Source organism: Nonomuraea sp. NPDC000554, from assembly GCF_040300065.1.
Lineage (GTDB): Bacteria > Actinomycetota > Actinomycetes > Streptosporangiales > Streptosporangiaceae > Nonomuraea.
On the sequence record NZ_JBEPDC010000023.1, the window covers coordinates 150,002 to 171,331 of the forward strand.

Here is a 21,330-nt window from a genome sequence, read left to right on the forward strand (position 1 = left end):
GTTCAACGATCCTTACGTTGAAAGAAGTCCCCCTTTCGTCGAAGGAGCGATCCGATGCCCGGCTCCCCCCAGCAGACCCGGCGGGTGATCCTCGCCAGCCTGATCGGCACGTCCCTGGAGTGGTACGACTTCTTCCTCTACACCACGGCCGCGAGCCTGGTGTTCGGCAAGCTGTTCTTCCCCACCTTCGACCCGCTGAACGCCACCCTCCTGGCGCTGACCACCAACGCCGTGGCGTTCGTGGCCAGGCCCCTGGGCGGGATCGTGTTCGGCCACTTCGGCGACCGCGCGGGACGCAAGACCGTGCTCGTCGTGACCCTGCTGGTGATGGGCGTCTCGACGTTCCTCATCGGCGTGCTGCCCGGCTACGACAGTGTGGGCGCCGCCGCGCCGATCATGCTGGCCACGCTCCGGTTCGTGCAGGGCCTCGGGCTCGGCGGCGAGTGGGGCGGCGCGGTGATCATGTCACTGGAGCACGGCGGCGACCGGCGGCGCGGCTTCAACGCGAGCTGGCCGCAGGTCGGCGTCCCCGCCGGGTACGTGCTGGCCACCGGGCTGCTGGCGATCCTGTCGTTCTCGCTGTCGGACGCGGCCTTCCTGTCGTGGGGATGGCGGGTGCCGTTCCTGCTGTCGGGCGTGCTGGTGCTGGTCGGCCTCTGGGTGCGGCTCAAGGTGACCGAGTCGCCGCTGTTCGCCGAGGTCGCGCGGCAGGGCGCGAAGGCGCGGATGCCGCTGGTCGAGGTGCTGCGGACGCACCCGCGAGCCCTGCTCTCGGCGTTCACCGCGCGCATCGGCGTGGACGTGGCCTTCTACATCTTCACCGCCTACATCCTCGTCTACATCACCGGGCAGCTGAAGCTGGAGCGCTCGGTCGGGCTGAACGCGGTGCTGATCGCGTCCGCCCTGGAACTGGCGCTGATCCCGCTGTTCGGCGCGCTGTCGGACCGCGTCGGCAGGCGGCCGGTGTATCTGGCGGGCGTGGTGGGCGCGGCCGTGTGGGTGTTCGCGTTCTTCCCGCTGCTCGACACCGAGTCGGTCCCGCTGATCGTGCTGGCCGCCGTGGTGGCGCTGGTGACGCACGCCGCGATGTACGGCCCGCAGGCCGCGTTCATCGCCGAACTGTTCAGCACCCGGCTGCGCTACAGCGGCGCGTCCATGGGCTACCAGGTGGCCGGGATCGTCGGCGGGGCGCTGGCGCCGATCATCGCGCTCAAGCTGTTCGACGCGTACGGCAGCACGCTCGCGGTGTCGCTGTACGTGCTGGTCGCCCTGGCCGTCACGGCCGTGGGCCTGGCCATCGCGCCCGAGACCCGCGACCTCGATCTCGCCGCCGAAGACCAGGAGCCGCAGCGCGCCTGACCCCGTCCCGCACGATTCGCCGCGAAAGCCGCGGGCGGCGGCTGCCACCGCCGCCCGCGCGGGAGGTCCCCTTGACACGTGTGAGAATCGTCCTGCTCGTCGTCGCCACGCTGATCGCGATCCCCACGCTCATCGGGGCCGTCGGCGGGCTGCGGAGCACCGAAGGCGGCGAGGTCGCCGTGATCCGCGACGGCGGCCCGTTCGACGCCAAGCGCGCCACCACCCTCGGCGTGGACGTGGTGACCGTGCCCAGCAGCGACGGCGTGAACCTGGGCATCGAGGGCACGCTGTACTTCACGCTCAACCTGGACCACGAGACGCTGAGGACGTTCGACGACAGGTACGGCACCCGCACCTTCCGCGCCCAGGACAACCGCTCGCTCTCCCCACGGGACGGCGACGACGGCTGGACCGCCTTCTTCGGCCAGGCGGTCCGTCCGGTGGTCGACAACGCGCTGCGCACCCAGCTCGGCGCGATGCGCTGCGCCGAGCTGGTCCCGTCGTGCGGGCTGCTGAAGGAGACAGGGGCCGCCAAGGCGGGCGACAGCAACACGAACATCACCAAGGTGCAGGACGGGGTCAACGCCACCCTGGCCCGCGACCTGCCGCGGACGCTGGGCGGCGACTTCCTCACCGGGCCGCGCTTCACGCTGGTCAAGGTCACGCTCCCGGCCGAGGTGCAGCAGGCGGTCGACAGGTCGCTGGCCGCCGACGCCGCCGTCTCGGAGGCCCAGGCGCGGGTGGCCGAGGCCAAGGCGGAGGCGGACGCGAACCAGGCCAGGCAGGACGGCTACGACAAGTGCCCGGCCTGCGCCGAGATCGACAAGCTCAAGTCCCTCCCCCAGGGCATCACCGTGTACGCGCCGGGCAACCCGCAGACAGTCGTGGTTCCCACACGCTGAGTTCCCACGCGCTGAAACTGCGGCCCCCTCGCGCTGAGAACCCTTCCCGGCGGCGCGTGCGATAGATGGGGTGTGAGACGTTTCCCCTCCCGCCGCCGCGAGCCCCCGCCCGTCGGCGCGGACAGCACGGACGAGGAGCTGATCAGCGCAGTCGCGGCCGAGAGCGTGACCGCGCTGCGGCTCCTGCACCGAAGGCACGCGCCGTGGCTGCGGGCCCGCCTGTCGCGCCGCTGCGCCGACGAGGACGCGGTAGACGACGCGCTGCAGGACACGTTCCTGGCCGTGTGGCGCTCGGCCGGACGCTTCACCGGCGGCAACGCGGCGGGCTGGCTGTGGACGATCGCGCTGCGCCGCCTCGTCTCGGCCCTGCGCGGACGCGGGCCGCGCCCCGTCCCGGTCGAGGAGAGGATGATCGAATCCGCCGAGGACCTGGTGCTGCTGAACGTGGAGCACGGTGACCTCGGCACCGCGCTCAACCGGCTCTCGCCCGAGTTGCGCGCCGTCATCCAGGCGACCGTCCTGGACGGGCTCACCGTCAAGGAGGCGTCCAGGCTGCTCGGCATCCCGGAGGGGACCGTCAAGACCCGCGCGATGCGCGCTAGGGCACGGCTCAGGGAGGAACTCGCATGAGCTGGCACATTCCCGACGACGTCCTCGGGCGCTACCTGTCGGACGGGCTCGACCCCGCGCAGGCCATGTCGGTGGACGCACATCTCGTCGCGTGCGCGGACTGCCGGGCGACGGTGCCGTACGAGGAGGAGTGGCTGCGGGAGTCGTGGCAGCGGCTGGAGGCCGAGGTGGCCAAGCCGAGCCCGTCGCCGGCGGACCGGCTGCTGCGCGCGGGCGGCGTTCCCGAGCACGTGGCGCGGCTGCTGACCGTGACGCCCTCCGCGAGCCGAGCGTGGATCTGCTCCGTGGTGGCCGCGCTGGCCTTCGCCGTCCTCGCCGCCCGCCAGTCGGCCGGGCTGCTACCGGTGTTCCTGACGCTCGCGCCGGTCCTGCCGCTCGCCGGGATCGCGCTCGCCTACGGGCGGCGCGTCGACCCGGCGCACGAGCTGCTGTCGGCCACGCCGCTGTCGGGGCCCAGGCTGCTGATGGTCAGGGCCACGGCCGTGCTGGGGGTGGCCGTGGTGCTGGCCGCGCTCGCCTCGCCGCTGCTGCCCGCGCCGCCGGGGCTGAGCGCCGCGTGGCTGCTGCCCTCGTTCGCGGTGACGTCCGGCTGCCTCGCCCTGTCGGCGCGGCTGGGCGTGCCGCTCGCCGCGCTCGCGACGGGCGGGCTCTGGCTGCTCGGGGTGGCCGCCGTGGGCGGTGCCACGGGCGACTGGCTCACCGCTTTCGGCGCCGCCGCCCAGATCGGGTACGGCTGCGCCGCGCTCCTGCTGTCCCTCCGCCTCTACAGGGTGACCTTCACATGATCGAGATCAGGAACCTGACCAAGAGCTACGGCCGCAAGAACGCGCTGGACGGGCTCACGCTGTCGCTGGGGCACGGCGTGACCGGGCTGCTCGGGCCGAACGGCGCAGGCAAGACCACGCTGTTGCGCTGCCTGGCCACCACGCTCGCCTACGACTCCGGCCGCGTCGAGGCGTTCGGCCTGGACCCGAGCCAGGCGTCCCAGCGCACCGCGCTGCGGCGCAGGCTGGGCTACCTCCCGCAGGACCCCGGCTCCTACCCGCACTTCACCGCGTTCGACCTGGTCGACTACGTGGCGATCCTCAAGGAGCTGACCGGCAGGGAGCACCGCCACCGCGAGGTGCGGCGGGTGCTGGCCGAGGTGGACCTCACCGACCAGGCGCGGACGAAGGTGCGCAAGCTGTCCGGCGGCATGCGCCAGCGGCTCGCCCTGGCCCAGGCGCTGCTGGGCGACCCGGAGCTGCTCATCCTGGACGAGCCGACCGTCGGGCTCGACCCCGAGCAGCGGATGCGGTTCAGGGCGCTCGTCTCCAGGCTCGGCGAGAGCCGCACGGTGATCCTGTCCACCCATCAGACGGAGGACGTCGCGGCGCTGTGCGAGCGTGTGGTCGCCATGGACCGCGGCCGCGTCGTCTTCGACGGAACCCCGGGCGGGCTGGCCGCCACCGCGGCCGGGCAGGTGTGGCTGTCCGACAAGCCACCGGCGCGGTCGCAGCTGTTCTGGCGCACCGCCGACGGCCGCTACCGCACCCTCGGCGACCGCCCGCCCGGAGCCGAACCGGCCGAACCCGGCGTGGAGGACGGCTACCTGCTGCTGGAGGTGGCGGCGTGACCGTCCAGCTCTTCCGCTTCGAGGTCCGCAGGATGCTCAGGCACCCGATGCTGTGGGGCGGGACCGCGCTCATCCTGGCGGTGCAGGTCTACCTGAGCTGGGGCGAGCAGCCCGACCTGACCGTCGACACCGTCCGCGCCACCGGGTTCGCCGCCTGCCTGGCCGGGGCGGTGCTCGTGGTGTCGAGCCTGGCCGTCTCGCGTGACGGGCGGCACCGGATGCCGGAGAGCCTCGGCGGGCTGCCCGGCAGGTCCAGGGCGAGGACCGCGGCGGTGCTGGCGGCCGCCGTCCTCGCCGGGGTGCTGGCCGAGACCGTGTTCATGGGCGGCTACCTGCTGGTCCGGCTGGCGAGCGGCCCGGTGGGCGGCCGGCTGGACGTGTTCGAGCCGCTGACCGGGCTCGCCCTCGGTGCGCTGGGCGGTGCGCTGGGCGCGTCCGTGGGCCGGTGGGCGCGCCGGCTGATCGCCGGGCCGGTGGTGATGGCCGGGCTCGGTCTGCTGATCTTCCTCAACGTCACTCCGGGGCCGGGCAGCTGGTGGTCGCCGGTGGTGCAGCAGCACTGGATGGACTGGCCGGACCGGCCCAGCGGGCCGCACCTGCTGTACGTGCTGGCCCTGGCCGGGCTGGCGGGCGCGCTGGCGCTGCTCCGGCACGGCCTGCGGCCCGTCGCCGCGGTGGCGGCGGTGGCGGGGCTGGCCGTCGCGGTGCCCGCGGGGGCCACCGCGGCGGCGGTCCCCCCGGTCACGCCCCTCCACGCTGGGCGGTTCGACCTGAGCGACGTCGATCAGCGGGTCCGGGAGAGGTATTTCGGCGCCGACGCCCGGCGCTGTGAGCAGCACGACGGTGTGCGGTACTGCGCCTTCCCCGAGTACGTCCCCTGGATCCCGCTTTGGGCGGAGGCCGTGGCGCCGGTGGCGCGGGCCGTGCCCCCGGAGCGGCGCGGGCTCGTCCCCAGAGTGGAGCAGGCCACCTCGTCCTGGATCATCTCCATGGACTCCGGCGTCGCCTACGCGCCCATGGCGTGGGGCCGGCCCGACCAGCGCACCGCGCTCGCCCAGTCCGTGGCCTTCGACGTGGCGGGCTTCGACTCCCAGTGCGACGCCCGCGGGCAGGCGCGCATGGTCGTGGCGCTCTGGCTGTGGGGTCAGGGCTCGGGCATCGGCCTGCCCACCATGCTGAGGATGGACGAACATCTCGGAGTCACGCCGGGCAGCGAGTGGGGCGACACCGAGGTCCGCTACGCCCGGCTCATGCTGCGCACCGCGGGGATCCGCGAACGGATCTGGGCGCACTGGGACACGCTGATGCGGCCCGCCACCACCACCGAGCAGGCGCTCCCCCTGCTCGGGCTCTCCCAGCAGTACCCCGTCTCGAAACCGAAGGGCGCGCCATGCCGCTGACCGTCCCCCTCGCCCTGCTCCGGCCGCTGCTGCGGGCCATCGACTGGGCTCCGCTGGCCGTGGTGACCATGTTCACCGCGGGACTGGTCACGCTCGTCCAGGCCGGGCAGCCCCTGTCTTCTGCCGTCGGGCTCCTCGTGATGCGGGTCTGCGGCACCCTGCTCGGCTCGGCCGCCGCCTTCGCCCTGGTCGACGCCGTGGACCGGGGCGCCGAGCCGGTGCCGCGCCGACTGCGGCAGGCGTTGCGCTGCCTGCTCGCCGGTGGTGTCGCCGTCGCCGTGTGGCTCTGCGCCTTCGCCTACGTGCTGACCAGGCTCCCGGACGACGCCCTCTTCCCCGTCGGCGACCTGCTGATCGAGGTGGGTGTGTGCCTGGGCATCGGGCTGGCGGCAGCGGGCACCGCCGTCCGGTACGCGCAGGGCAGGCAGGCCGCCCTGGCCGCGGTGCTCGTGCAACTCGGCCTGGTGCTGGGGACGATCCTGCTGCCGCCGGAGGTCAGGCTCTGGCCGCCGACGTGCGGGTTCGGCCACTGGGACGAGGCGCACCGGTTCTGGCTGCTCGCGCTGCCCCTGCCGTACGCGTGGCTGGCGGTGTCAGGCCGCGACCTCCGGTGAGGCGGCGCGGGACGTCCGCCAGCGGCCCTTGTACGCCGCCATCGACAGCAGGAAGACGACCTGGCCGGCCAGGGCCACCAGCAGCCAGGCGCCCCACCCGCCGGCCGCGACCACCAGCGGCGAGACGACCAGCAGCGCCACGACCATGACCCGGACGACCATGCCCCAGAGTCCCAGCGCGGCGCCCTGCAGGCGGGAGTCGACGTCCTCGGCGTCCTCGGAGAAGTTCGCCATCCAGGGCACGTAGGCGACGCCCAGGAACAGGAAGAGCAGCGCGTAGACGAGCGTGACGTGGGCGGGAGAGACGTCCCCGCCGATGAGGGCGATGAAGTAGCCGAGCGTCGCGATCGTCAGGACGGTGCCCACCGCGGTGAACGGCTTGCGCAGCCGCAACCGGTCGGAGACGCGGCCGACCGCGATGACCGCCAGCGCGTTCAGCACGATGCCGAGCGCGACCACGCCGTTGGCGGCGGCCGTCTGCATCTTGAACGTGCTCGTCAGGATCGTCTGGCCGAAGATGGCGAACGTCCAGTAGAGGACCTGCCAGCCGGTGTTGCCGAGCACGTGCGCCCACAGGTGCGGGTGCCTGAACAGCTCTCTGAGCCTGCCGGGGTCGATCTTCTCCTCGGTGCTGACCGCCGACTCGGCCTCGAGCACCTGCGCCCGCAGCGCCGCGGACGGCTCGGCGACCTGCCAGATGATGATCGCGCACAGGACGAGCGAGACGACGCCCATGATGATCGCCTGCGACTGCCAGCGGTCGCCGAACAGCGGCAGGGTGAGGCCGGCCAGCGCGGAGGCCAGGAAGGACGCGCCGACCGGGCCCCACGTCCAGAAGGCGAACGCCTGCGCCCTGCCCATCCGGGGCGAGAAGTCGCGCACCAGCGACGCGGTGATCGTGATGCCCGCGCCCTCGATGAACAGCATCAGGCAGCGGACGGCGAACAGCCCGCCCACGGAGTCGACGGTGGCGAGCAGGAAGTTGCAGGCGGCGGTGACCGTGAGCGTGGGCACCAGGATGGTGACGCGCCCCCACCGGTCGGACAGGATGCCGCCGAACCCGGCCGACAGCCCTCCCACCAGCACGGACACCGCCGCGATCTGCCCGTAGACCGTGAGCGACATGCCCAGGTCCTTCATCAGCAGGGGAAGAATGGTGGCGATCGTGGTCTCGAAGTTGGCCACCAGACTCGCCAGGACGGCGATCGCCAGGAGGCGGATGCGGCGCGCGCCCACCGGGTAGACGCTCAGTTCGCGGACATAGAACGGCTTCATTCCCATCCTCCGGGGACGGTGTTTGACTGTCGCTCTAGAACGCGTTTCTAGTTGCTGTTGAGTTTGCCGTTTTGTATCGATAAGTCAACGTTTTTGCCTATTACAATGTGATCTCGGTCACACCCCGCGCGTTGTGATTGAAATGCTGCCATTTCAACTAACGCCGCAGGCTGAATGGGCATAAACTGCGCGGCTGTGAGCCTGCCTGTACGTGAACGCGCCCCCCGGCCGGGCGGCGGTCGCCACCGCCGTCCCGTGCCCACCTCCCTGCCTCCGGACGCCCCCGTGCTCGTGCTCGCGGCGCCGGGCAGCGCCGAGGGCGTGGCGGCCGAGATCGCCGCCGTGGTCCGGGTCGACAACCCGCAGATCGAGGTGCGTCTGTCTCCGGTCGCCGAGCTGGCCGACTCCCTGCCCTCGGGGCGCGACGCCGTCGTGGTGCCGCTGCTCACCTGGGACGATCCGGCCGTGCTCGCGGCCATCGGCAAGGCCGTCGCGGCCAGCGGGTCGGGCGCGGTCGTCACCGAGGCGCTCGGCCCCCACCCGCTGCTGGCGGAAGCGCTGCACATCAGGCTCGCCGAGCGCGGCCTGGCCAGGGCCGACCGGGTCCGCCTGCTGAACGTCTCCAGCCCCGTCGACGCCGTCATCCTCGCCACCGTGGGCGGCGAGCGCGCCGTGCACGCCGTCCAGGCCACCGCGGTGCTGCTGGCCTCCCGCCTCACCCTGCCCGTCGTCGCCGCCTCCCTCGACAGCGAGCCCGGCGTGCAGATGGCCGCCCAGCGGCTGCGGGCCGCGGGCGCGGAACGCCTGGCCATCTCCCCCTGCCTCATCGGCCACGAGGCCCCGGCGGACCTCGTCCAGCAGGCCGCCGCCGCGATCGACGCCGGCCACGCCGAGCCGCTCGGCGCGCACAGCACGATCGCCGACCTCGTCGCGCGCGCCTACGGAAGCCAGCTCGCGTCCTGACGGACGCCTGCACGTCCGGGCCACCGCAACCTCTCGGAGGCCCGGACACCCATCAGGCTGGAGAGCGGCCGTGCTCTCGCGGACGACCAGTGCGGTGGCCAGTGCGGTGGCCAGTTCCACGCGGCGGGTCTCCGGGAGCCTCGCGGCGCCCCATCGCCGGGACGGTGCGCGTCGCCCTTCGTCCCCAGACCACGGCGCGCGTACCCCGGGATTGTCGGTGGTGGCCCCTACGATGAGCCTCCTCACGGAGGGATACTCAGATGCTCGACTCGCTGATCGTGCCGCTGTTCGTCACCACCGACCTGCCGCCCCGGGCAGACCTGGCGGAGTTCGGCGAGCTGCTCGCCGAGACGGCCCGGGCCCTCGGCCATGACGGCGCGAGCTACGACGGGTTCCTGGCCGGCAAGGTCTTCTGGCTCGACCGTCCGGTGCTGCCGCGGCAGCGCCCCGCGGCGGAGGCGGAGCTGCGGTTCGCCGCGATGCTCGGCTACCTCGCCGCCTCCGGCCCCGGCCACACCGCGCGCGGCGTGGTGGCCGACGTCCGCCGGGCGGTGTGCGCCGCCGTCACGTCCCGGTACGGCGACGTGGGCGTCTCTCCGGCGGTGTTCGCGATCCGCGACCGCGACGTCCGCGAGCGCACCCCCGACTCCGCCGTCTCCGTCGGCACCCGCGACGCCGCCAGGGAGCTCGTCAGCGTGGCCCGCCCCTACCTGTGAGCGCCCGGCAGGGTCAACTTCTCGTACAGATCGGCCTGCGCGCCGGAGTTCTCCAGCCGCAGCGGGTAGTTCCTGAGAATGCTCTACGGCAAGGAACACGTGCGCCGCTACCGCGAGACCGACGGGCGCGAAGGACATGACTGGAACAACACCACGGTCCTCCTCCTGACCACCAAGGGGCGTAAGTCGGGCAAGTCCTACACGACGCCGCTCATCTACCAGAAGCACGGCGACAACTACATCGTCGTCGCCTCCAAGGGCGGCGACCCTCGCCATCCGGAGTGGTACCTCAACCTCAAGGCCGATCCCGAGGTGGAGGTGCAGGTGAAGGGCGAGAAGTTCAGGGCCCGCGCCCGCACGGCCACCGACGAGGAGAAGCCCGAGCTGTGGGGGCTGATGACGCGGACGTGGCCCGACTACGACGAGTACCAGCACAAGACCGACCGGGAGATCCCGATCGTCATTCTGGAGCCCATCCGGGAGAGCGGTTAGGGAGCGGCTCCTTCGGGGTGAGGTGAGCCCCTCCAGGGGGACCCGAACCGGCGGCACGGAGATCTAACCGTCGTGGCGGAACGCTCCCGGCGGTCCGGTTCGTTCTGCTGGCATGGCTGACATCCCCTACGACCGGAAAGAGCAGCTCAAGCAGATCGAGAGCGGACTCCTGCCGGGCGAGCAGATCATCGCCGTGTACGACGCCATCGGGGCGGGCACCGGGTTCCTCGGGCTGACCGACCGACGGGTGATCGTCCAGGACAAGTCGTTCGTGGGCAAGCGGATGGCGATCACCAGCATCCCGTACAGCAAGATCTCCGCGGTGAGCGTGGTGAGCAACAAGTCGCTGGCCGGCGGGTTCTTCTCGTCCGGCTCGATCGCCGTGCACGTCGGGACGCACACCTACGAGGTGGACTTCCGCGGCGACAACAAGGCGCACCACGTCCACAACGTGATCTTGCACTACATCTCGCAGAGCTGACCTCAGCCCTGCAGCGAGGCGTACAGGTCCATCGTGCGGCGGGCGACGCTCTCCCACGAGAAGTGCTCGACGGCCCTGGCGCGGCCGGCCACCCCCATCGCGCGCGCCCGCGCCGGGTCCGCCAGCAGGGCGTTGACGCGGGCCGCGAGGTCGGCCTCGAAGCGGGCGGGATCGTGCGGGGTGCCGTCGGCGGCCTGGTCGATGGGCACCAGCAGGCCCGTCTCGCCGTCGGCGACCACCTCGGGGATGCCGCCCGTGGCCGTCGCCACGACCGGGGTCTCGCACGCCATCGCCTCCAGGTTGACGATCCCCATGGGCTCGTACACCGACGGGCAGACGAACAGGGCGGCGTGCGTGAGCAGCTGGATGACCTCCGGTTTGGGCAGCATCTCGGAGATCCAGTGGACGCCGTCGCGGTCGAGCCCCCTGACCAGCTCCGTCACCTCGGCGGCGATCTCCGGTGTGTCAGGCGCTCCGGCGCACAGGACGAGCTGCGCGCCGGGGTCGAAGGAGCGCGCCGCGCGCAGCAGGTGCACCAGCCCCTTCTGCCGGGTGATCCGCCCCACGAAGATCACGTACGGTCTGCGCGGGTCGATGCCGTGCTTGTTGAGGACGTCCTCGCCGGGGTCGGGGGCGTACTCGGCGGTGTCGATGCCGTTGTGGATGACGCTCACCCTGCCCGGGGAGATCTCGGGATAGGCGGCGAGCACGTCGCGCCGCATGCCCTCCGACACCGCGATCACCGCGTCGGCCCCGGCCAGGGCGGTGCGCTCGGCCCAGGACGAGATCGTGTAGCCGCCGCCGAGCTGCTCGGCCTTCCACGGGCGCAGCGGTTCCAGGCTGTGCGTGGTGACGACGTGCGGGACTCCGTGCAGCATCTTCGCGACGTGCCCGGCGAAGTTCGCGTACCAGGTGTGCGAGTGGACCACGTCCGCGCCCTCGCAGGCGGCGGCCATCTCCAGGTCCACGCCGAGCACCTGCAGGGCCGCGTTGGCCGACTGCAACCCTGCGGGCACCCGGTAGGCGCTGACGCCCGGCTCGTCGCGCTCGCCGCCGAAGCACCGGACGCGGACGTCGGCCAGCCGCCGCAGCTCCCTGGCCAGGTACTCCATGTGGACTCCGGCCCCGCCGTACACCTCGGGCGGATACTCCCGGCTGAGCAGATCAACGCGCATGACACGACCTTACGATCAGTGCCCGCATCCCGGACACATCACCAGGCAAACGTCTGACAACGCTGGACCCGCCCCAGTCGTACAAAGGGGACACGACGGGAGAGTATCGGACGAGGTTTCGTCGATAGATCGGCCAATTGAGGGTAGCGTCTGGGCATGAGGTCGCGGAGGGTACTTGCGGTCGTGCTGGCGGGTGGAGAAGGAAAGAGGCTCATGCCGCTCACTGCGGACCGGGCCAAACCCGCGGTGCCGTTCGGCGGGATGTATCGCCTGATCGATTTCGTCCTGTCGAACCTGGCGAACGGCGGCTTCCTGAAGATCGTCGTGTTGACCCAGTACAAGAACCACAGCCTCGACCGCCACGTCTCGCGCACCTGGCGGCTGTCGGCCATGCTCGGCAACTACGTGACTCCGGTGCCCGCGCAGCAGCGGCTGGGCCCGCGCTGGTTCTCGGGCTCCGCCGACGCGCTGTTCCAGAACCTGAACCTCATCTACGACGAGATGCCCGAGCACGTCATCGTGTTCGGGGCCGACCACATCTACCGGATGGACCCCCGGCAGATGGTCGAGCAGCACGAGGACTCCGGCGCCGACGTCACGGTCGCGGCGATCAGGCAGCCGCTGTCGCTGGCCGACCAGTTCGGCGTGATCGAGACCGACCCGCAGGGGCGCAGGATCGTCGCCTTCAGGGAGAAGCCGAAGGACGCGGTCGGCCTCGCCGACTCCCCCGACGAGGTGTTCGCCTCGATGGGCAACTACGTGTTCAAGACCCAGGCCATGATCGACGCGCTCCGGGAGGACGCCCTCGACCCCACCAGCAAGCACGACCTGGGCGGGAACATCATCCCGATGATGGTGAAGTCCGGCGGGGCCGACGTGTACGACTTCGCGAACAACATCGTGCCGGGGTCGAGCGAGCGCGACCGCGGCTACTGGCGCGACGTGGGCACCCTCGACGCCTACTACGAGGCGCACATGGACCTCATCTCCGCGCACCCGATCTTCAACCTCTACAACGACAAGTGGCCGATCTTCACCGGGCACGACCCGCTGCCTCCGGCCAAGTTCGTGCACAACGAGGGCGACCGGGTGGGCCGGGCGCTCGACTCCCTGGTCTCGCCCGGGGTGATCGTCTCGGGCGGCACGGCGAGCCGGTCGATCCTGTCGCCCAAGGTGGTCCTGCACTCGCACTCCCTGGTCGAGGACTCCGTGCTGATGGAGAACGTCAAGATCGGCAGGGGCGCGATCGTGCGCAAGGCGATCATCGACAAGAACGTGGTGATCCCCGACGGCGCCCGGATCGGCTTCGACCTGGAGTACGACCGCACCCGGTTCGCGCTGACCAGGGGCGGGGTCGTGGTGATCGGCAAGAACGAGATCGTCGACCGCTGATCATCGCGGCAGAGCCGGCGGCGGCCGCACAGGAATCAACGCGAAACGCGCATGACTGACTTTCCTGGACTACCCGTCACGCGTGCTCCGCGCAGAAACAGCCGACGCCCTTCTCGATCCACTCCTGCCCGGCCCACTCCGGGTGCCGCCGGATCATCAGCGCCTCGACTTCGGCGACGATGGTCTCCGTGCTCATCGCCGAGTCACGCCGTACCCAGGTCTCATCGCGCAACAGCTCAAGATAGTCACGGACATCAGCGAGTACCTGCGGGCCGGAAACAGCGCCGTGGCCGGGCACCACCACACGCGGGTCGGTGGCGATCAGGCGGCGCATCACCTCGATCCACCGCAGCCCCGAGACGTCGACGTCGTACGGCGGGAACCACGGGAAGATCGAGAACTGGCCGGCCTCGACCAGATCACCCGTGAACAGGACACCGGCGTCGGGGACGGTCACCACCTGGTCACCCTTGCTGTGAGCGCGCCCCGTGGCACGCATCCGCACGACCCGGCCGCCCAGATCGAGCTCGTAGGTGTCGTCGTAGACCGCGTCCGGCGTGACCAGCTCGACGCCGTCCAGCTGCCGCGCGACGGGCGCGCCGAGGCCGCGGAACATCTCCAGATAGCCTGGCCCCTTCCCGGCGAGGTCCGCGGCCTGCGCGCCGTTGACAAGGTACGTCGCCTCGCCCGCGAAGACCTGCGCGCCGAACGCGTGCTCGGGGTGGAAATGCGTCGTGGTCAGGTACAGCTTGCGGCCCTTGGCGTACTCGGAGGCGAAGGCGAGGACCTTCTCAGCGTTACGCGGCCCCATACCGGTCTCGACGACCAGCACGGAGTGCTCGCCGCCGATGACGCCGATGTTGGGCACGAGCTCGACCCCGCGGTTCGGGATCACCACCAGGTCGCGGTCGAGCTCCTGGACCTGGCTGATCTCGACGACCGGCTCGTGGGTGACAGCTTCGGAAGACATGATCCGACTGTCCCGCGGACGCGCGGCCGGCGTCCAACACCGACCCCGCAACCCCGATGCCGTATCGGTATCATCGCTGCTCATGGAGTTTCGGCTGCTGCACTACTTCGTCGCTGTCGCCGAGGAACGACACTTCGGGCGCGCCGCGGCCCGGCTGCACATGACGCAACCACCCCTGAGCCGGGCCATCAAGCAGTTGGAAACCGACCTGGGTGTCGTGCTGCTGCATCGTTCGGCCACCGGCGTCGAGCTCACTGCCGCCGGAAACGCCCTGTACACGGAGGCCCGCACCCTGCTGGAACAGGCCGAGCAGGCACGCACCCGAGTGACGGCGGCGGCCGGCGCCGTGACACTCACCGTCGGCACGCTCGCCGACAGCGCCGAGGAGGCCGGCACCCGCCTGGCTGCGACGTTCCGCCGCCACCATCCCGAGGTTTCGATCCGATTCCGTGAGGCGGACTTCACCGACCCCACCACCGGACTACGCAACGGGCTGGTCGACGTGGCACTCACCCGATCACCCTTCGACGACACCGGCATCAGCATGCGCATGCTGCGTTCCGACCAGGTCGGGGTCGTTCTGCGCACGGACGACCCACTCGCCGGCCGGGGCCCCCTCCGCCTGGCCGACCTCGCCGGCCGTCCCTGGTTCCAACTGCCGGACGGTACCGACCCGATCTGGCGCGACTACTGGAATGGCGCGACGCCTGTCGGCGAACGACCCCCCGGCCCAGTGGTTCGCACCGTCAACGAGTGCCTCCAGGCCGTCCTCTGGAACGGTATGGTCGGTATCGCGCCCCTCACCCACGCCCTGCCCGACGGGCTGACCTTCGCGCCTCTCACCGACATGCCCCCGAGCCCCCTCGTCGTCGCCTGGGCGACCGCGCGGGAGAGCCCGTTGATCCGCTCGTTCACCCAGATCGCCGTCAACACGTACCGGTCGGCGCGGACGTAGTTCGCGTTCGGGTATCCGTAGCCGCGCCCGGCCCGGATCGAGTGGTCCTGGGCCGGGCGCGATTCACCTGCCTATCAGCTCGACATGCTGGTGAACATACCGGGCTCGTAGGAACCCCCCTGGTTGCGCACGATCACGCCGAGCCGGTTGGACGCGTTGATCATGGCGACCACAGAGACCAGCGCGACGATCTGGTCGTCGTCGTAGTGCTTGCGCACCTGGGCCCAGGTCTCGTCGGACACGCCTTGGTGGGCGTCGGCGAGCCGGGTACCCTCCTCGGCGAGCGCCAGCGCGGCCCGCTCGGCCTCGGTGAACACGGTGGACTCGCGCCAGGCGGCGACCAGGTTGAGCCGGACCGCGCTCTCACCGGCGGCCGCGGCGTCCTTGCTGTGGAAGTCGACGCAGAAACCGCAGCCGTTGATCTGGCTGGCGCGCAGCATCACCAGATCCTGGGTGGCCTTGGGCAGCGGCGACTGCTCGATCGCCAGGCTGACGTTGTAGATCCGCTTGGCGATCTTGGCGCCGAGTTCGTTGGCCATCAGGTCGATACGGGGTTCCATGACTTCGTCCTCATTCGTGGTGTTGCGTGCTGCCGCACTGGACGAACACAAGATGCCGACGACCCGATCCTTGTGACAGCGCGGCTGTGTGACGTGCGCCACCGATCGTGGGTGTCACAAAGCGGTTGGGACCGGTGTCTTGTGTATGGCACGGTCGAGAGCGAACAGGCAGGAGTCAGCTTTGAGCGAGCGCAGCGGACGAACAAGGGACACAGCCGAGCCGCCCGCTCGTGGCGACCGCGTGGACTCCGCCACCGAGGCGTTCGTCGCCCATCGCAACCTGCTGTTCACCGTCGCCTACGAGATGCTCGGCTCGGCCGCCGACGCCGAAGACGTCCTGCAGGAGACCTGGCTGCGGTGGGCGAACGTCGATCTCGACACGGTGCTGGACCAGCGCGCGTACCTGGTCAGGATCACCACGCGGCAGGCGCTGGGACGGCTGCGCACGCTCGGCCGGCGCAAGGAGTCCTACGTCGGGCCCTGGTTGCCCGAGCCGCTGCTGACCGCGCCCGACGTGGCCGAGGACGTCGAGTTGGCCGACAGCGTCTCGATGGCGATGCTGCTGGTGCTGGAGACGCTCACGCCGACCGAGCGGGCGGTGTTCGTGCTGCGTGAGGTGTTCGACCTGGAGTATGACGAGATCGCGGAGGCCGTCGACAAGAGCCCGGCTGCGGTCCGCCAGATCGTCCACCGGGCGCGGGCACACGTCGCGGCGCGCCGACCGCGCGGGGCCGTCTCTCCGGCCGAGATCCGGGACGCGCTCGAGGCGTTCCAGCGGGCGGTCGAAACGGGCGATCTGCAACGCCTGCTCGACATCCTCGCGCCGGATGTCGTCCTCCTGGCTGACGGTGGCGGAGTCGTGCAGGCCGCGCTGGCGCCCGTCGTGGGGGCCGGCAGGGTGGCCGACCTGCTGGGCAGGATCGCAGCCGTGGCGTCTCTGCGGCCGGCGCAGGTCAATGGCTACCCGGCGCTGATCGTCCAGCTCAACGGCGAGATCGACGCCGTCATGGCGGTGCGCATCGACGACGGCCTCATCACCGGGCTCTACGCCGTGCGCAATCCCGAGAAGCTGTCGCATATGGAGCGGGAGACCGCCCTGCGCCGCTGAGTCCGGGGCCCTCGGAAACGAACAACACAACCGGCATCGCCACCCGCACGTCGCCTGCTGGAGCGGCGCCCTCTGTTGACGGCGCACGCGCGGGATCGTCCGGCAAGGGCCGGCGAACGCGCACCCGCGGGATTGTCGGAGGCGGCTGCTACCTTCCCGCATGTACCAGCGCGTGCCGTTCACCGACGGCGACCCGAACCGGTGAACGGCAGAAGGGCCACGCTCCCGGCAGGGCGACCGGTGGCCGTCCACGCCGAGCAAGAGAGGGCACCGTGCTTCCCGACCTTCGCCAACCCCTGATCAGACAGCTCGCCGAGTCGGGCGAGCCACGGCGCCGCTGGCGGGCCGACGACGAGGACGGCGGGGTTTGGTTGTTCGAGAGCGTCGAGGGTGAGGGGGAGCACTGGGCGATCCGGCAGATCGAGGTCGACAGCCGGCGGGTCGCCCACCGCTACTGGTGGGGTCATCTGCAGGACGAGCACGGCTTCCTCACGGACCAGCCGCTGGAGATCTGGGAGCTGACCGAGATCAGCGAGTCGGCATTCGAGGCCGTCTGGGAGGCCATTGCGTGACCCATGGTGTCATCCCAGGCCAAGAGGGTACTGCCTAGGCCACGGGGGAAGTCCGCCAAGAGCTGATCACGACCGGAGAGCGACGTACGGGGGGACGTGTTTGTCCCTGTCGTGTCCGAGCGCTCGGGTCACGTCCGCGCGACTCGGATCATCGGCCTGACGTCACACGGCCCGCCACCGACCCGAGCCCACGCGGCTCGAGCACGGTGGCGCGGGCCGCGTGGCTTGGGCACGGAGGCCCGAGTCACGGAGCTTCGAGTCACGGGGGTTCACGCCACCGGGGCCCACGCCACCGTGCCTGAGCCGCGTGGCTTGGGGCGCGTGGCCCGGTTGCCGGGCTCGGGGTTACCGAGGTCGGTGCGTGGCCTGGGCAGGTGGCTTGTGGGCCGCCGGGCTCGCGTCGCGCGGCTTCGGGTGCGTCCGCGTGCTCGTGTGGCTCGCGTCGCGTCCGCGCCGCTCGGTCGGGGTGGGTGTGAGGCTGTGCGTGGTCGCTGGACGTCCGCCGTCCACGGGGGACGAACAGCTATCAGCCATGTGAGGACATATGAGCATCAAAACCGACAAGCTCGCCCGCATGCTCGGGATGGTCAGCCTCGCGCTGGGCACGGCGCAACTGACCGCACCAAGGAGTGTCAGCCGCCTCAGCGGGGTCGGCGACTCCCGCCTGGCCCGGGAAACCACACGGCTGGTCGGCGCGCGCCAGCTGATGCACGCCGCAACGCTGCTGGGCAGCCGCAAGCCGGGGCCGTGGGTGTGGACCCGCGTCGCCGGCGACGCGATGGACCTGGCGCTCCTGGGCAAGGCCATGGCCGGCCTCTCACGCTCGAAGCCCTCGAGGTCAGCGCTCTCACGCTCGAACCTCTCAGGCGCCAAGCTCACCGGCTGGAGACTCTCAGACGCGCGCCTCTCGGTCCCCGGCTCTCTGGGCTCCCGGCTCGCGCGTTCCAAGTCCCGCGGCGGCAGGCTCACCCGCTCCATCCCCTTCGGCTCCATGCTCATGGGCTCAGAGCGTGCAGCGGGCTCGGGGAGACTTTCGGGACGGTCGGCCGCCTCGGCGCTCGTCGGAGGGGCGATGCGCTCGGGAGTCTGGAGGCAGTCGGAAGGCGCCAAACGCCTCGGACGCTGGAAGCGCACACCAAGCCGCGGACGGGGCGTGACATGGGGTCTCGCCGACCTCGCTCCCGCCGCGATCCTGAGCCGCGCCGGAGCGGGCCGCACAGGGATCCTGAGCCGCACCGGAACAGGCCGCACGGGGATCTGGGGGCGTATCGGGACAGGTCGTGCCGAGATGGGGCGGATCGGGGCGGGGCTCGCGGGAGGGCGGGGGCGTCTCGGGAGCTGGGAGCGGTCGGCGGCGGCAAGGCGGCGTCGGATCATGGTGGCGACGGTCGCCGTCGCCGGGATCACCGCGATCGACCTCTACGCCGCGATCCGCGTCTCGAAGGCCAGGCGCGGCAAGGGCCCGCTGAGGGTACGCGCCACGATCACGATCAACCGGCCACGCGAGGAGGTCTACCGCTACTGGCGCGACTTCGAGAAGCTGCCCCAGTTCATGACGCACCTGGAGTCGGTCAGGACGCTCGGCGAGCGCCGCTCCCAGTGGAGGGCGAGGGGCCCGATGGGCGGCGTCCAGTGGGAGGCGGAGATCTTCGAGGACCGCGTCGGCGACCTGATCACCTGGGGGTCCATCCGCGGCGCCGACGTGACGACCAACGGCTCGGTGCGCTTCACGAACGCGCTCGGCGGGCACGGCACAGTGGTCCAGGTCGATCTGACGTACGGGACGCCGGGCCGCGCGCTCAGCGCGGTGCTCGCCAGGATGCTCGGCGAGCACCCCGAGCAGCAGCTACGCGATGACCTGCGCCGGTTCAAGCAGGTCATGGAGACGGGCGAGGTGGTCCGCTCCGAGGCCAGCCCGGAGGGCGCGTACACGCCGCGCCTGGCCGCGCAGCGTCCGGCCCAGCCCGTCGGATCGGGGGGACGGTCGTGAGGGCCAACTGCTGGATGGGCCGCGACACCCTGGAGGTGCTGGAGGTCCCGGACCCGCACATCCTGAACTCCCGCGACGCGATCGTCCGCGTCACCTCGACCGCGATCTGCGGGTCCGACCTGCACCTGGTCGGCGGCCACGTCCCCACGGTGAAGAAGGGGGACATCCTCGGCCACGAGTTCATGGGCGAGGTCGTGGAGGTCGGCCCCGGGGTGTCGAACCTGAGCGTCGGCGACCGGGTGGTCGTGCCGTTCCCGATCGCGTGCGGCGCCTGTTTCGCCTGCCAGGCGGGCCTGTACTCGGTGTGCGAGAACTCCAACCCCAACGCGGGGATGGCGGAGAAGTTCATGGGGCACTCCCCTGCGGGCGTCTTCGGCTACTCGCACATGCTGGGCGGTTACGCCGGAGGCCAGGCGGAGTACGCGCGGGTGCCGTTCGCCGACGTGGGGCCGATCAAGATCGAGGACGATCTGCCCGACGAGAAGGTGCTCTTCCTGTCCGACATCCTGCCGACCGGCTACATGGGCGCGGAGATGTGCGACATCAAGCCGGGCCAGACGGTCGCGGTGTGGGGTGCGGGGCCGGTCGGCCAGTTCGCCGTGGCCAGCGCCTACATGCTCGGCGCAGAGCGGGTCATCTGCATCGACCGGTTCCCGTACCGGCTGAACCACGCGCAGCGCGCGGGCGCGCAGACGCTCAACTACGAGGAGGTGGACGTCCTCGACGCACTGCGCGACATGACCGGCGGGCACGGGCCCGACGCCTGCATCGACGCCGTCGGCATGGAGGGCCATCATCCGACTCCCGCCCTGTACGCGTACGACCGGGTCAGGCAGACCACCCGGTTGGAGACCGAGCGTCCGTCCGCGCTGCGCGAGGCCATCCTGTCCTGCCGGAACGGCGGGGTGGTGTCGGTCATCGGGGAGTACGCCGGAATGCTCGACAAGTTCCCGATGGGTTCGCTGATGAACCGCTCGCTCACGCTCAGGACCGGCCAGTGCCACGTGCAGCGGTACATGAAGCCGCTGCTGGAGCGGATCCGCAGGGGCGACATCGACCCCAGCTTCGTCATCTCGCACCGGATGCCGCTGCGGGAGGCTCCGCACGGGTTCGAGCTGTTCAAGAACAGGCAGGACGAGTGCAACAAGGTCGTCCTGACGCCGTAGCAGGTGCGACGGTCCGTCCGGCCCCCGACCCGTTCGGGCGGCCGGACGCGACCGTCCCCCAGCCGGTCGCGCCGTAGCAGAATCGGCCGCCGACCGCAGCAGGCAGGCGCGGAGGGAGAAGGACGCCTTCATGCGGTCACCTGGTCCGCCGGGGGTTCGAGGCGGTCGGCGATGCGACGGAGCATCCCCGCGGCGCGACTCCGGGCAGGGACGGGACGTCGTTCCTGCGCGGGGTGGGTCCTGCGGAACTCCTCCGCCTCGGCGATCAGCTCGGCGTGGCGCACGAGTGCGTACTCATCAAGCATGCGAAACTCCAGGGTCCTCGGGAAAGGCGTGGTCGAGACGACGGCAGCAGGGCGTCGGCTTGGACGTTGACGGGATGGCGCGGGCTCGTCGCCAACGGTCTCTCAGCCCAGATCCGTCGATCGGGATATCCGGATGTGGGCGCATCAGGGCATGAAAAAACCCTCTCGCCGAGGTTGGTGGAAGCTTCCACACCTATGGCCGAGAGGGCACCGACGGGAATTATCCCACGTTTTCGCCGGGGACGCCGCCACCGCGGGCCGCGCGCGAATACCCGGCCGAGCGGGAACCCAGCCGGTTCCGGGCGAGAGCGCCCGTCCGATCGGGTGGGACGGTTGGGCTCCGCCGGCTGGGGAGAGGCTGGGGGGTCCCGGGTCAGGCCACCACAGGGGTTCGCCCCCAGAGGTTCCGGCTGGGGAGAAGGGGCGAGCTCCGGGCCGGGCCGGCGTGGGCCGCGCCCGGGGAGAAGGGGTGGGCCCCGGGCTGGGCTGGCGTGGGCCGCGCCCGGGGCGGTGGGCTCTGTCCGGCCGGGGGGCGCCATTCCCGTCAGCCAGGCCGAGGCCCGCGGCCCTTTTCTTTCAGGGCCGTCGTCCGAGTGGCAGTGTGCTGGTTCAGGACATAGGAAACCCATGTCGCAAGACATAGGAAACTCCAGCAAGGTGTGTCTCGGGACATAGGCAACTGCCGCGATC

At 71.1% G+C, this 21,330-nt stretch carries 22 protein-coding genes; 17 read left to right on the top strand and 5 right to left on the bottom strand.

Annotation, left to right across the window (positions count from 1 at the left end):
* The first annotated feature begins 54 nt into the window (after positions 1–54).
* The 7 genes from ABT294_RS35795 to ABT294_RS35825 all read left to right on the top strand — a co-directional run bounded on the left by ABT294_RS35795 (position 55) and on the right by ABT294_RS35825 (position 6,520).
* A complete protein-coding gene (locus tag ABT294_RS35795; RefSeq protein ID WP_350810761.1) occupies positions 55–1,359 on the top strand; it encodes an MFS transporter in 1,305 nt (434 codons plus the stop codon).
* 80 nt (positions 1,360–1,439) lie between these two features.
* Positions 1,440–2,261, top strand: coding sequence for an SPFH domain-containing protein (locus tag ABT294_RS35800; RefSeq protein ID WP_350810783.1), 822 nt, complete (start codon positions 1,440–1,442; stop codon positions 2,259–2,261).
* Positions 2,262–2,333: 72 nt separating this feature from the next.
* Positions 2,334–2,891, top strand: coding sequence for an RNA polymerase sigma factor (locus tag ABT294_RS35805; protein WP_350810762.1), 558 nt, complete (start codon positions 2,334–2,336; stop codon positions 2,889–2,891).
* A complete protein-coding gene (locus tag ABT294_RS35810) occupies positions 2,888–3,676 on the top strand; it encodes a zf-HC2 domain-containing protein (RefSeq protein WP_350810763.1) in 789 nt (262 codons plus the stop codon). The genes ABT294_RS35805 and ABT294_RS35810 overlap by 4 nt, the downstream gene beginning before the upstream one ends.
* Positions 3,673–4,506: an ATP-binding cassette domain-containing protein gene (locus ABT294_RS35815; RefSeq protein WP_350810764.1), complete on the top strand. Its 834-nt coding sequence runs from the start codon at positions 3,673–3,675 to the stop codon at positions 4,504–4,506. Before ABT294_RS35810 ends, ABT294_RS35815 begins: the two co-directional genes overlap by 4 nt.
* Positions 4,503–5,906, top strand: coding sequence for a hypothetical protein (locus tag ABT294_RS35820; protein ID WP_350810765.1), 1,404 nt, complete (start codon positions 4,503–4,505; stop codon positions 5,904–5,906). Before ABT294_RS35815 ends, ABT294_RS35820 begins: the two co-directional genes overlap by 4 nt.
* Positions 5,897–6,520 (top strand): hypothetical protein, encoded by a 624-nt coding sequence (locus tag ABT294_RS35825; RefSeq protein WP_350810766.1) that lies wholly within the window; start codon positions 5,897–5,899, stop codon positions 6,518–6,520. The genes ABT294_RS35820 and ABT294_RS35825 overlap by 10 nt, the downstream gene beginning before the upstream one ends.
* Here ABT294_RS35825 and ABT294_RS35830 read toward each other — a convergent pair.
* A complete protein-coding gene (locus ABT294_RS35830; protein WP_350810767.1) occupies positions 6,500–7,795 on the bottom strand; it encodes an MFS transporter in 1,296 nt (431 codons plus the stop codon). The two genes, ABT294_RS35825 and ABT294_RS35830, sit on opposite strands and share 21 nt — an antisense overlap.
* Positions 7,796–7,990: 195 nt before the next feature.
* Here ABT294_RS35830 and ABT294_RS35835 point away from each other — a divergent pair, with 195 nt between their 5' ends.
* The 4 genes from ABT294_RS35835 to ABT294_RS35850 all read left to right on the top strand — a co-directional run bounded on the left by ABT294_RS35835 (position 7,991) and on the right by ABT294_RS35850 (position 10,447).
* Positions 7,991–8,758, top strand: a complete 768-nt coding sequence (locus ABT294_RS35835) for a sirohydrochlorin chelatase (protein WP_350810768.1) — start codon at positions 7,991–7,993, stop codon at positions 8,756–8,758.
* Positions 8,759–9,018: 260 nt separating this feature from the next.
* The gene (locus ABT294_RS35840; protein WP_350810769.1) at positions 9,019–9,474 is read left to right on the top strand and encodes a hypothetical protein; all 456 of its coding nucleotides are present in this window, start codon (positions 9,019–9,021) and stop codon (positions 9,472–9,474) included.
* A 78-nt stretch (positions 9,475–9,552) separates the two neighbouring features.
* Complete coding sequence (locus ABT294_RS35845; RefSeq protein ID WP_350810770.1) at positions 9,553–9,966, top strand: nitroreductase family deazaflavin-dependent oxidoreductase; 414 nt, start codon at positions 9,553–9,555, stop codon at positions 9,964–9,966.
* 112 nt (positions 9,967–10,078) lie between these two features.
* Positions 10,079–10,447, top strand: a complete 369-nt coding sequence (locus ABT294_RS35850; protein WP_350810771.1) for a PH domain-containing protein — start codon at positions 10,079–10,081, stop codon at positions 10,445–10,447.
* 2 nt (positions 10,448–10,449) lie between these two features.
* Here ABT294_RS35850 and glgA read toward each other — a convergent pair whose 3' ends face one another.
* On the bottom strand, positions 10,450–11,622 hold the full coding sequence (gene glgA, locus ABT294_RS35855) for a glycogen synthase (RefSeq protein ID WP_350810772.1): 1,173 nt from the start codon (positions 11,620–11,622) through the stop codon (positions 10,450–10,452).
* Between the two features lie 156 nt (positions 11,623–11,778).
* On the opposite strand from glgA, the gene glgC reads away from it, so the two are divergent.
* The gene (gene glgC / locus ABT294_RS35860) at positions 11,779–13,014 is read left to right on the top strand and encodes a glucose-1-phosphate adenylyltransferase (protein WP_350810773.1); all 1,236 of its coding nucleotides are present in this window, start codon (positions 11,779–11,781) and stop codon (positions 13,012–13,014) included.
* Between the two features lie 76 nt (positions 13,015–13,090).
* Here glgC and ABT294_RS35865 read toward each other — a convergent pair whose 3' ends face one another.
* Positions 13,091–13,984, bottom strand: coding sequence for an MBL fold metallo-hydrolase (locus ABT294_RS35865; RefSeq protein ID WP_350810774.1), 894 nt, complete (start codon positions 13,982–13,984; stop codon positions 13,091–13,093).
* A gap of 82 nt (positions 13,985–14,066) precedes the next feature.
* On the opposite strand from ABT294_RS35865, the gene ABT294_RS35870 reads away from it, so the two are divergent.
* A complete protein-coding gene (locus tag ABT294_RS35870) occupies positions 14,067–14,939 on the top strand; it encodes a LysR family transcriptional regulator (protein WP_350810775.1) in 873 nt (290 codons plus the stop codon).
* 74 nt (positions 14,940–15,013) lie between these two features.
* On the opposite strand, the gene ABT294_RS35875 is transcribed toward ABT294_RS35870, so the two are convergent.
* Positions 15,014–15,499: a carboxymuconolactone decarboxylase family protein gene (locus ABT294_RS35875; protein WP_350810776.1), complete on the bottom strand. Its 486-nt coding sequence runs from the start codon at positions 15,497–15,499 to the stop codon at positions 15,014–15,016.
* A gap of 241 nt (positions 15,500–15,740) precedes the next feature.
* Here ABT294_RS35875 and ABT294_RS35880 point away from each other — a divergent pair, with 241 nt between their 5' ends.
* The 4 genes from ABT294_RS35880 to ABT294_RS35895 all read left to right on the top strand — a co-directional run bounded on the left by ABT294_RS35880 (position 15,741) and on the right by ABT294_RS35895 (position 20,335).
* On the top strand, positions 15,741–16,607 hold the full coding sequence (locus ABT294_RS35880; RefSeq protein WP_350810777.1) for an RNA polymerase sigma-70 factor: 867 nt from the start codon (positions 15,741–15,743) through the stop codon (positions 16,605–16,607).
* A gap of 272 nt (positions 16,608–16,879) precedes the next feature.
* Positions 16,880–17,179 carry a hypothetical protein gene (locus ABT294_RS35885; protein ID WP_350810778.1) on the top strand — a complete coding sequence of 100 codons (300 nt, stop codon included), beginning with the start codon at positions 16,880–16,882 and terminating at the stop codon, positions 17,177–17,179.
* A 544-nt stretch (positions 17,180–17,723) separates the two neighbouring features.
* Positions 17,724–19,169, top strand: a complete 1,446-nt coding sequence (locus ABT294_RS35890; protein WP_350810779.1) for an SRPBCC family protein — start codon at positions 17,724–17,726, stop codon at positions 19,167–19,169.
* Complete coding sequence (locus ABT294_RS35895; RefSeq protein WP_350810780.1) at positions 19,166–20,335, top strand: zinc-dependent alcohol dehydrogenase; 1,170 nt, start codon at positions 19,166–19,168, stop codon at positions 20,333–20,335. Before ABT294_RS35890 ends, ABT294_RS35895 begins: the two co-directional genes overlap by 4 nt.
* 128 nt (positions 20,336–20,463) lie before the next feature.
* Here ABT294_RS35895 and ABT294_RS35900 read toward each other — a convergent pair whose 3' ends face one another.
* Positions 20,464–20,640, bottom strand: a complete 177-nt coding sequence (locus ABT294_RS35900; RefSeq protein WP_350810781.1) for a hypothetical protein — start codon at positions 20,638–20,640, stop codon at positions 20,464–20,466.
* Positions 20,641–21,330 lie beyond the last annotated feature (690 nt).

Coding starts and splice junctions, on each gene's coding strand:
- ABT294_RS35795 (WP_350810761.1), top strand. CDS start 55: ATGCCCGGCTCCCCCCAGCAGACCCGGCGGGTGATCCTCGCCAGCCTG.
- ABT294_RS35810 (WP_350810763.1), top strand. CDS start 2,888: ATGAGCTGGCACATTCCCGACGACGTCCTCGGGCGCTACCTGTCGGAC.
- ABT294_RS35815 (WP_350810764.1), top strand. CDS start 3,673: ATGATCGAGATCAGGAACCTGACCAAGAGCTACGGCCGCAAGAACGCG.
- ABT294_RS35825 (WP_350810766.1), top strand. CDS start 5,897: ATGCCGCTGACCGTCCCCCTCGCCCTGCTCCGGCCGCTGCTGCGGGCC.
- ABT294_RS35830 (WP_350810767.1), bottom strand. CDS start 7,795: ATGAAGCCGTTCTATGTCCGCGAACTGAGCGTCTACCCGGTGGGCGCG.
- ABT294_RS35840 (WP_350810769.1), top strand. CDS start 9,019: ATGCTCGACTCGCTGATCGTGCCGCTGTTCGTCACCACCGACCTGCCG.
- ABT294_RS35845 (WP_350810770.1), top strand. CDS start 9,553: ATGCTCTACGGCAAGGAACACGTGCGCCGCTACCGCGAGACCGACGGG.
- ABT294_RS35850 (WP_350810771.1), top strand. CDS start 10,079: ATGGCTGACATCCCCTACGACCGGAAAGAGCAGCTCAAGCAGATCGAG.
- glgA (WP_350810772.1), bottom strand. CDS start 11,622: ATGCGCGTTGATCTGCTCAGCCGGGAGTATCCGCCCGAGGTGTACGGC.
- glgC (WP_350810773.1), top strand. CDS start 11,779: ATGAGGTCGCGGAGGGTACTTGCGGTCGTGCTGGCGGGTGGAGAAGGA.
- ABT294_RS35865 (WP_350810774.1), bottom strand. CDS start 13,984: ATGTCTTCCGAAGCTGTCACCCACGAGCCGGTCGTCGAGATCAGCCAG.
- ABT294_RS35870 (WP_350810775.1), top strand. CDS start 14,067: ATGGAGTTTCGGCTGCTGCACTACTTCGTCGCTGTCGCCGAGGAACGA.
- ABT294_RS35875 (WP_350810776.1), bottom strand. CDS start 15,499: ATGGAACCCCGTATCGACCTGATGGCCAACGAACTCGGCGCCAAGATC.
- ABT294_RS35890 (WP_350810779.1), top strand. CDS start 17,724: ATGAGCATCAAAACCGACAAGCTCGCCCGCATGCTCGGGATGGTCAGC.
- ABT294_RS35900 (WP_350810781.1), bottom strand. CDS start 20,640: ATGCTTGATGAGTACGCACTCGTGCGCCACGCCGAGCTGATCGCCGAG.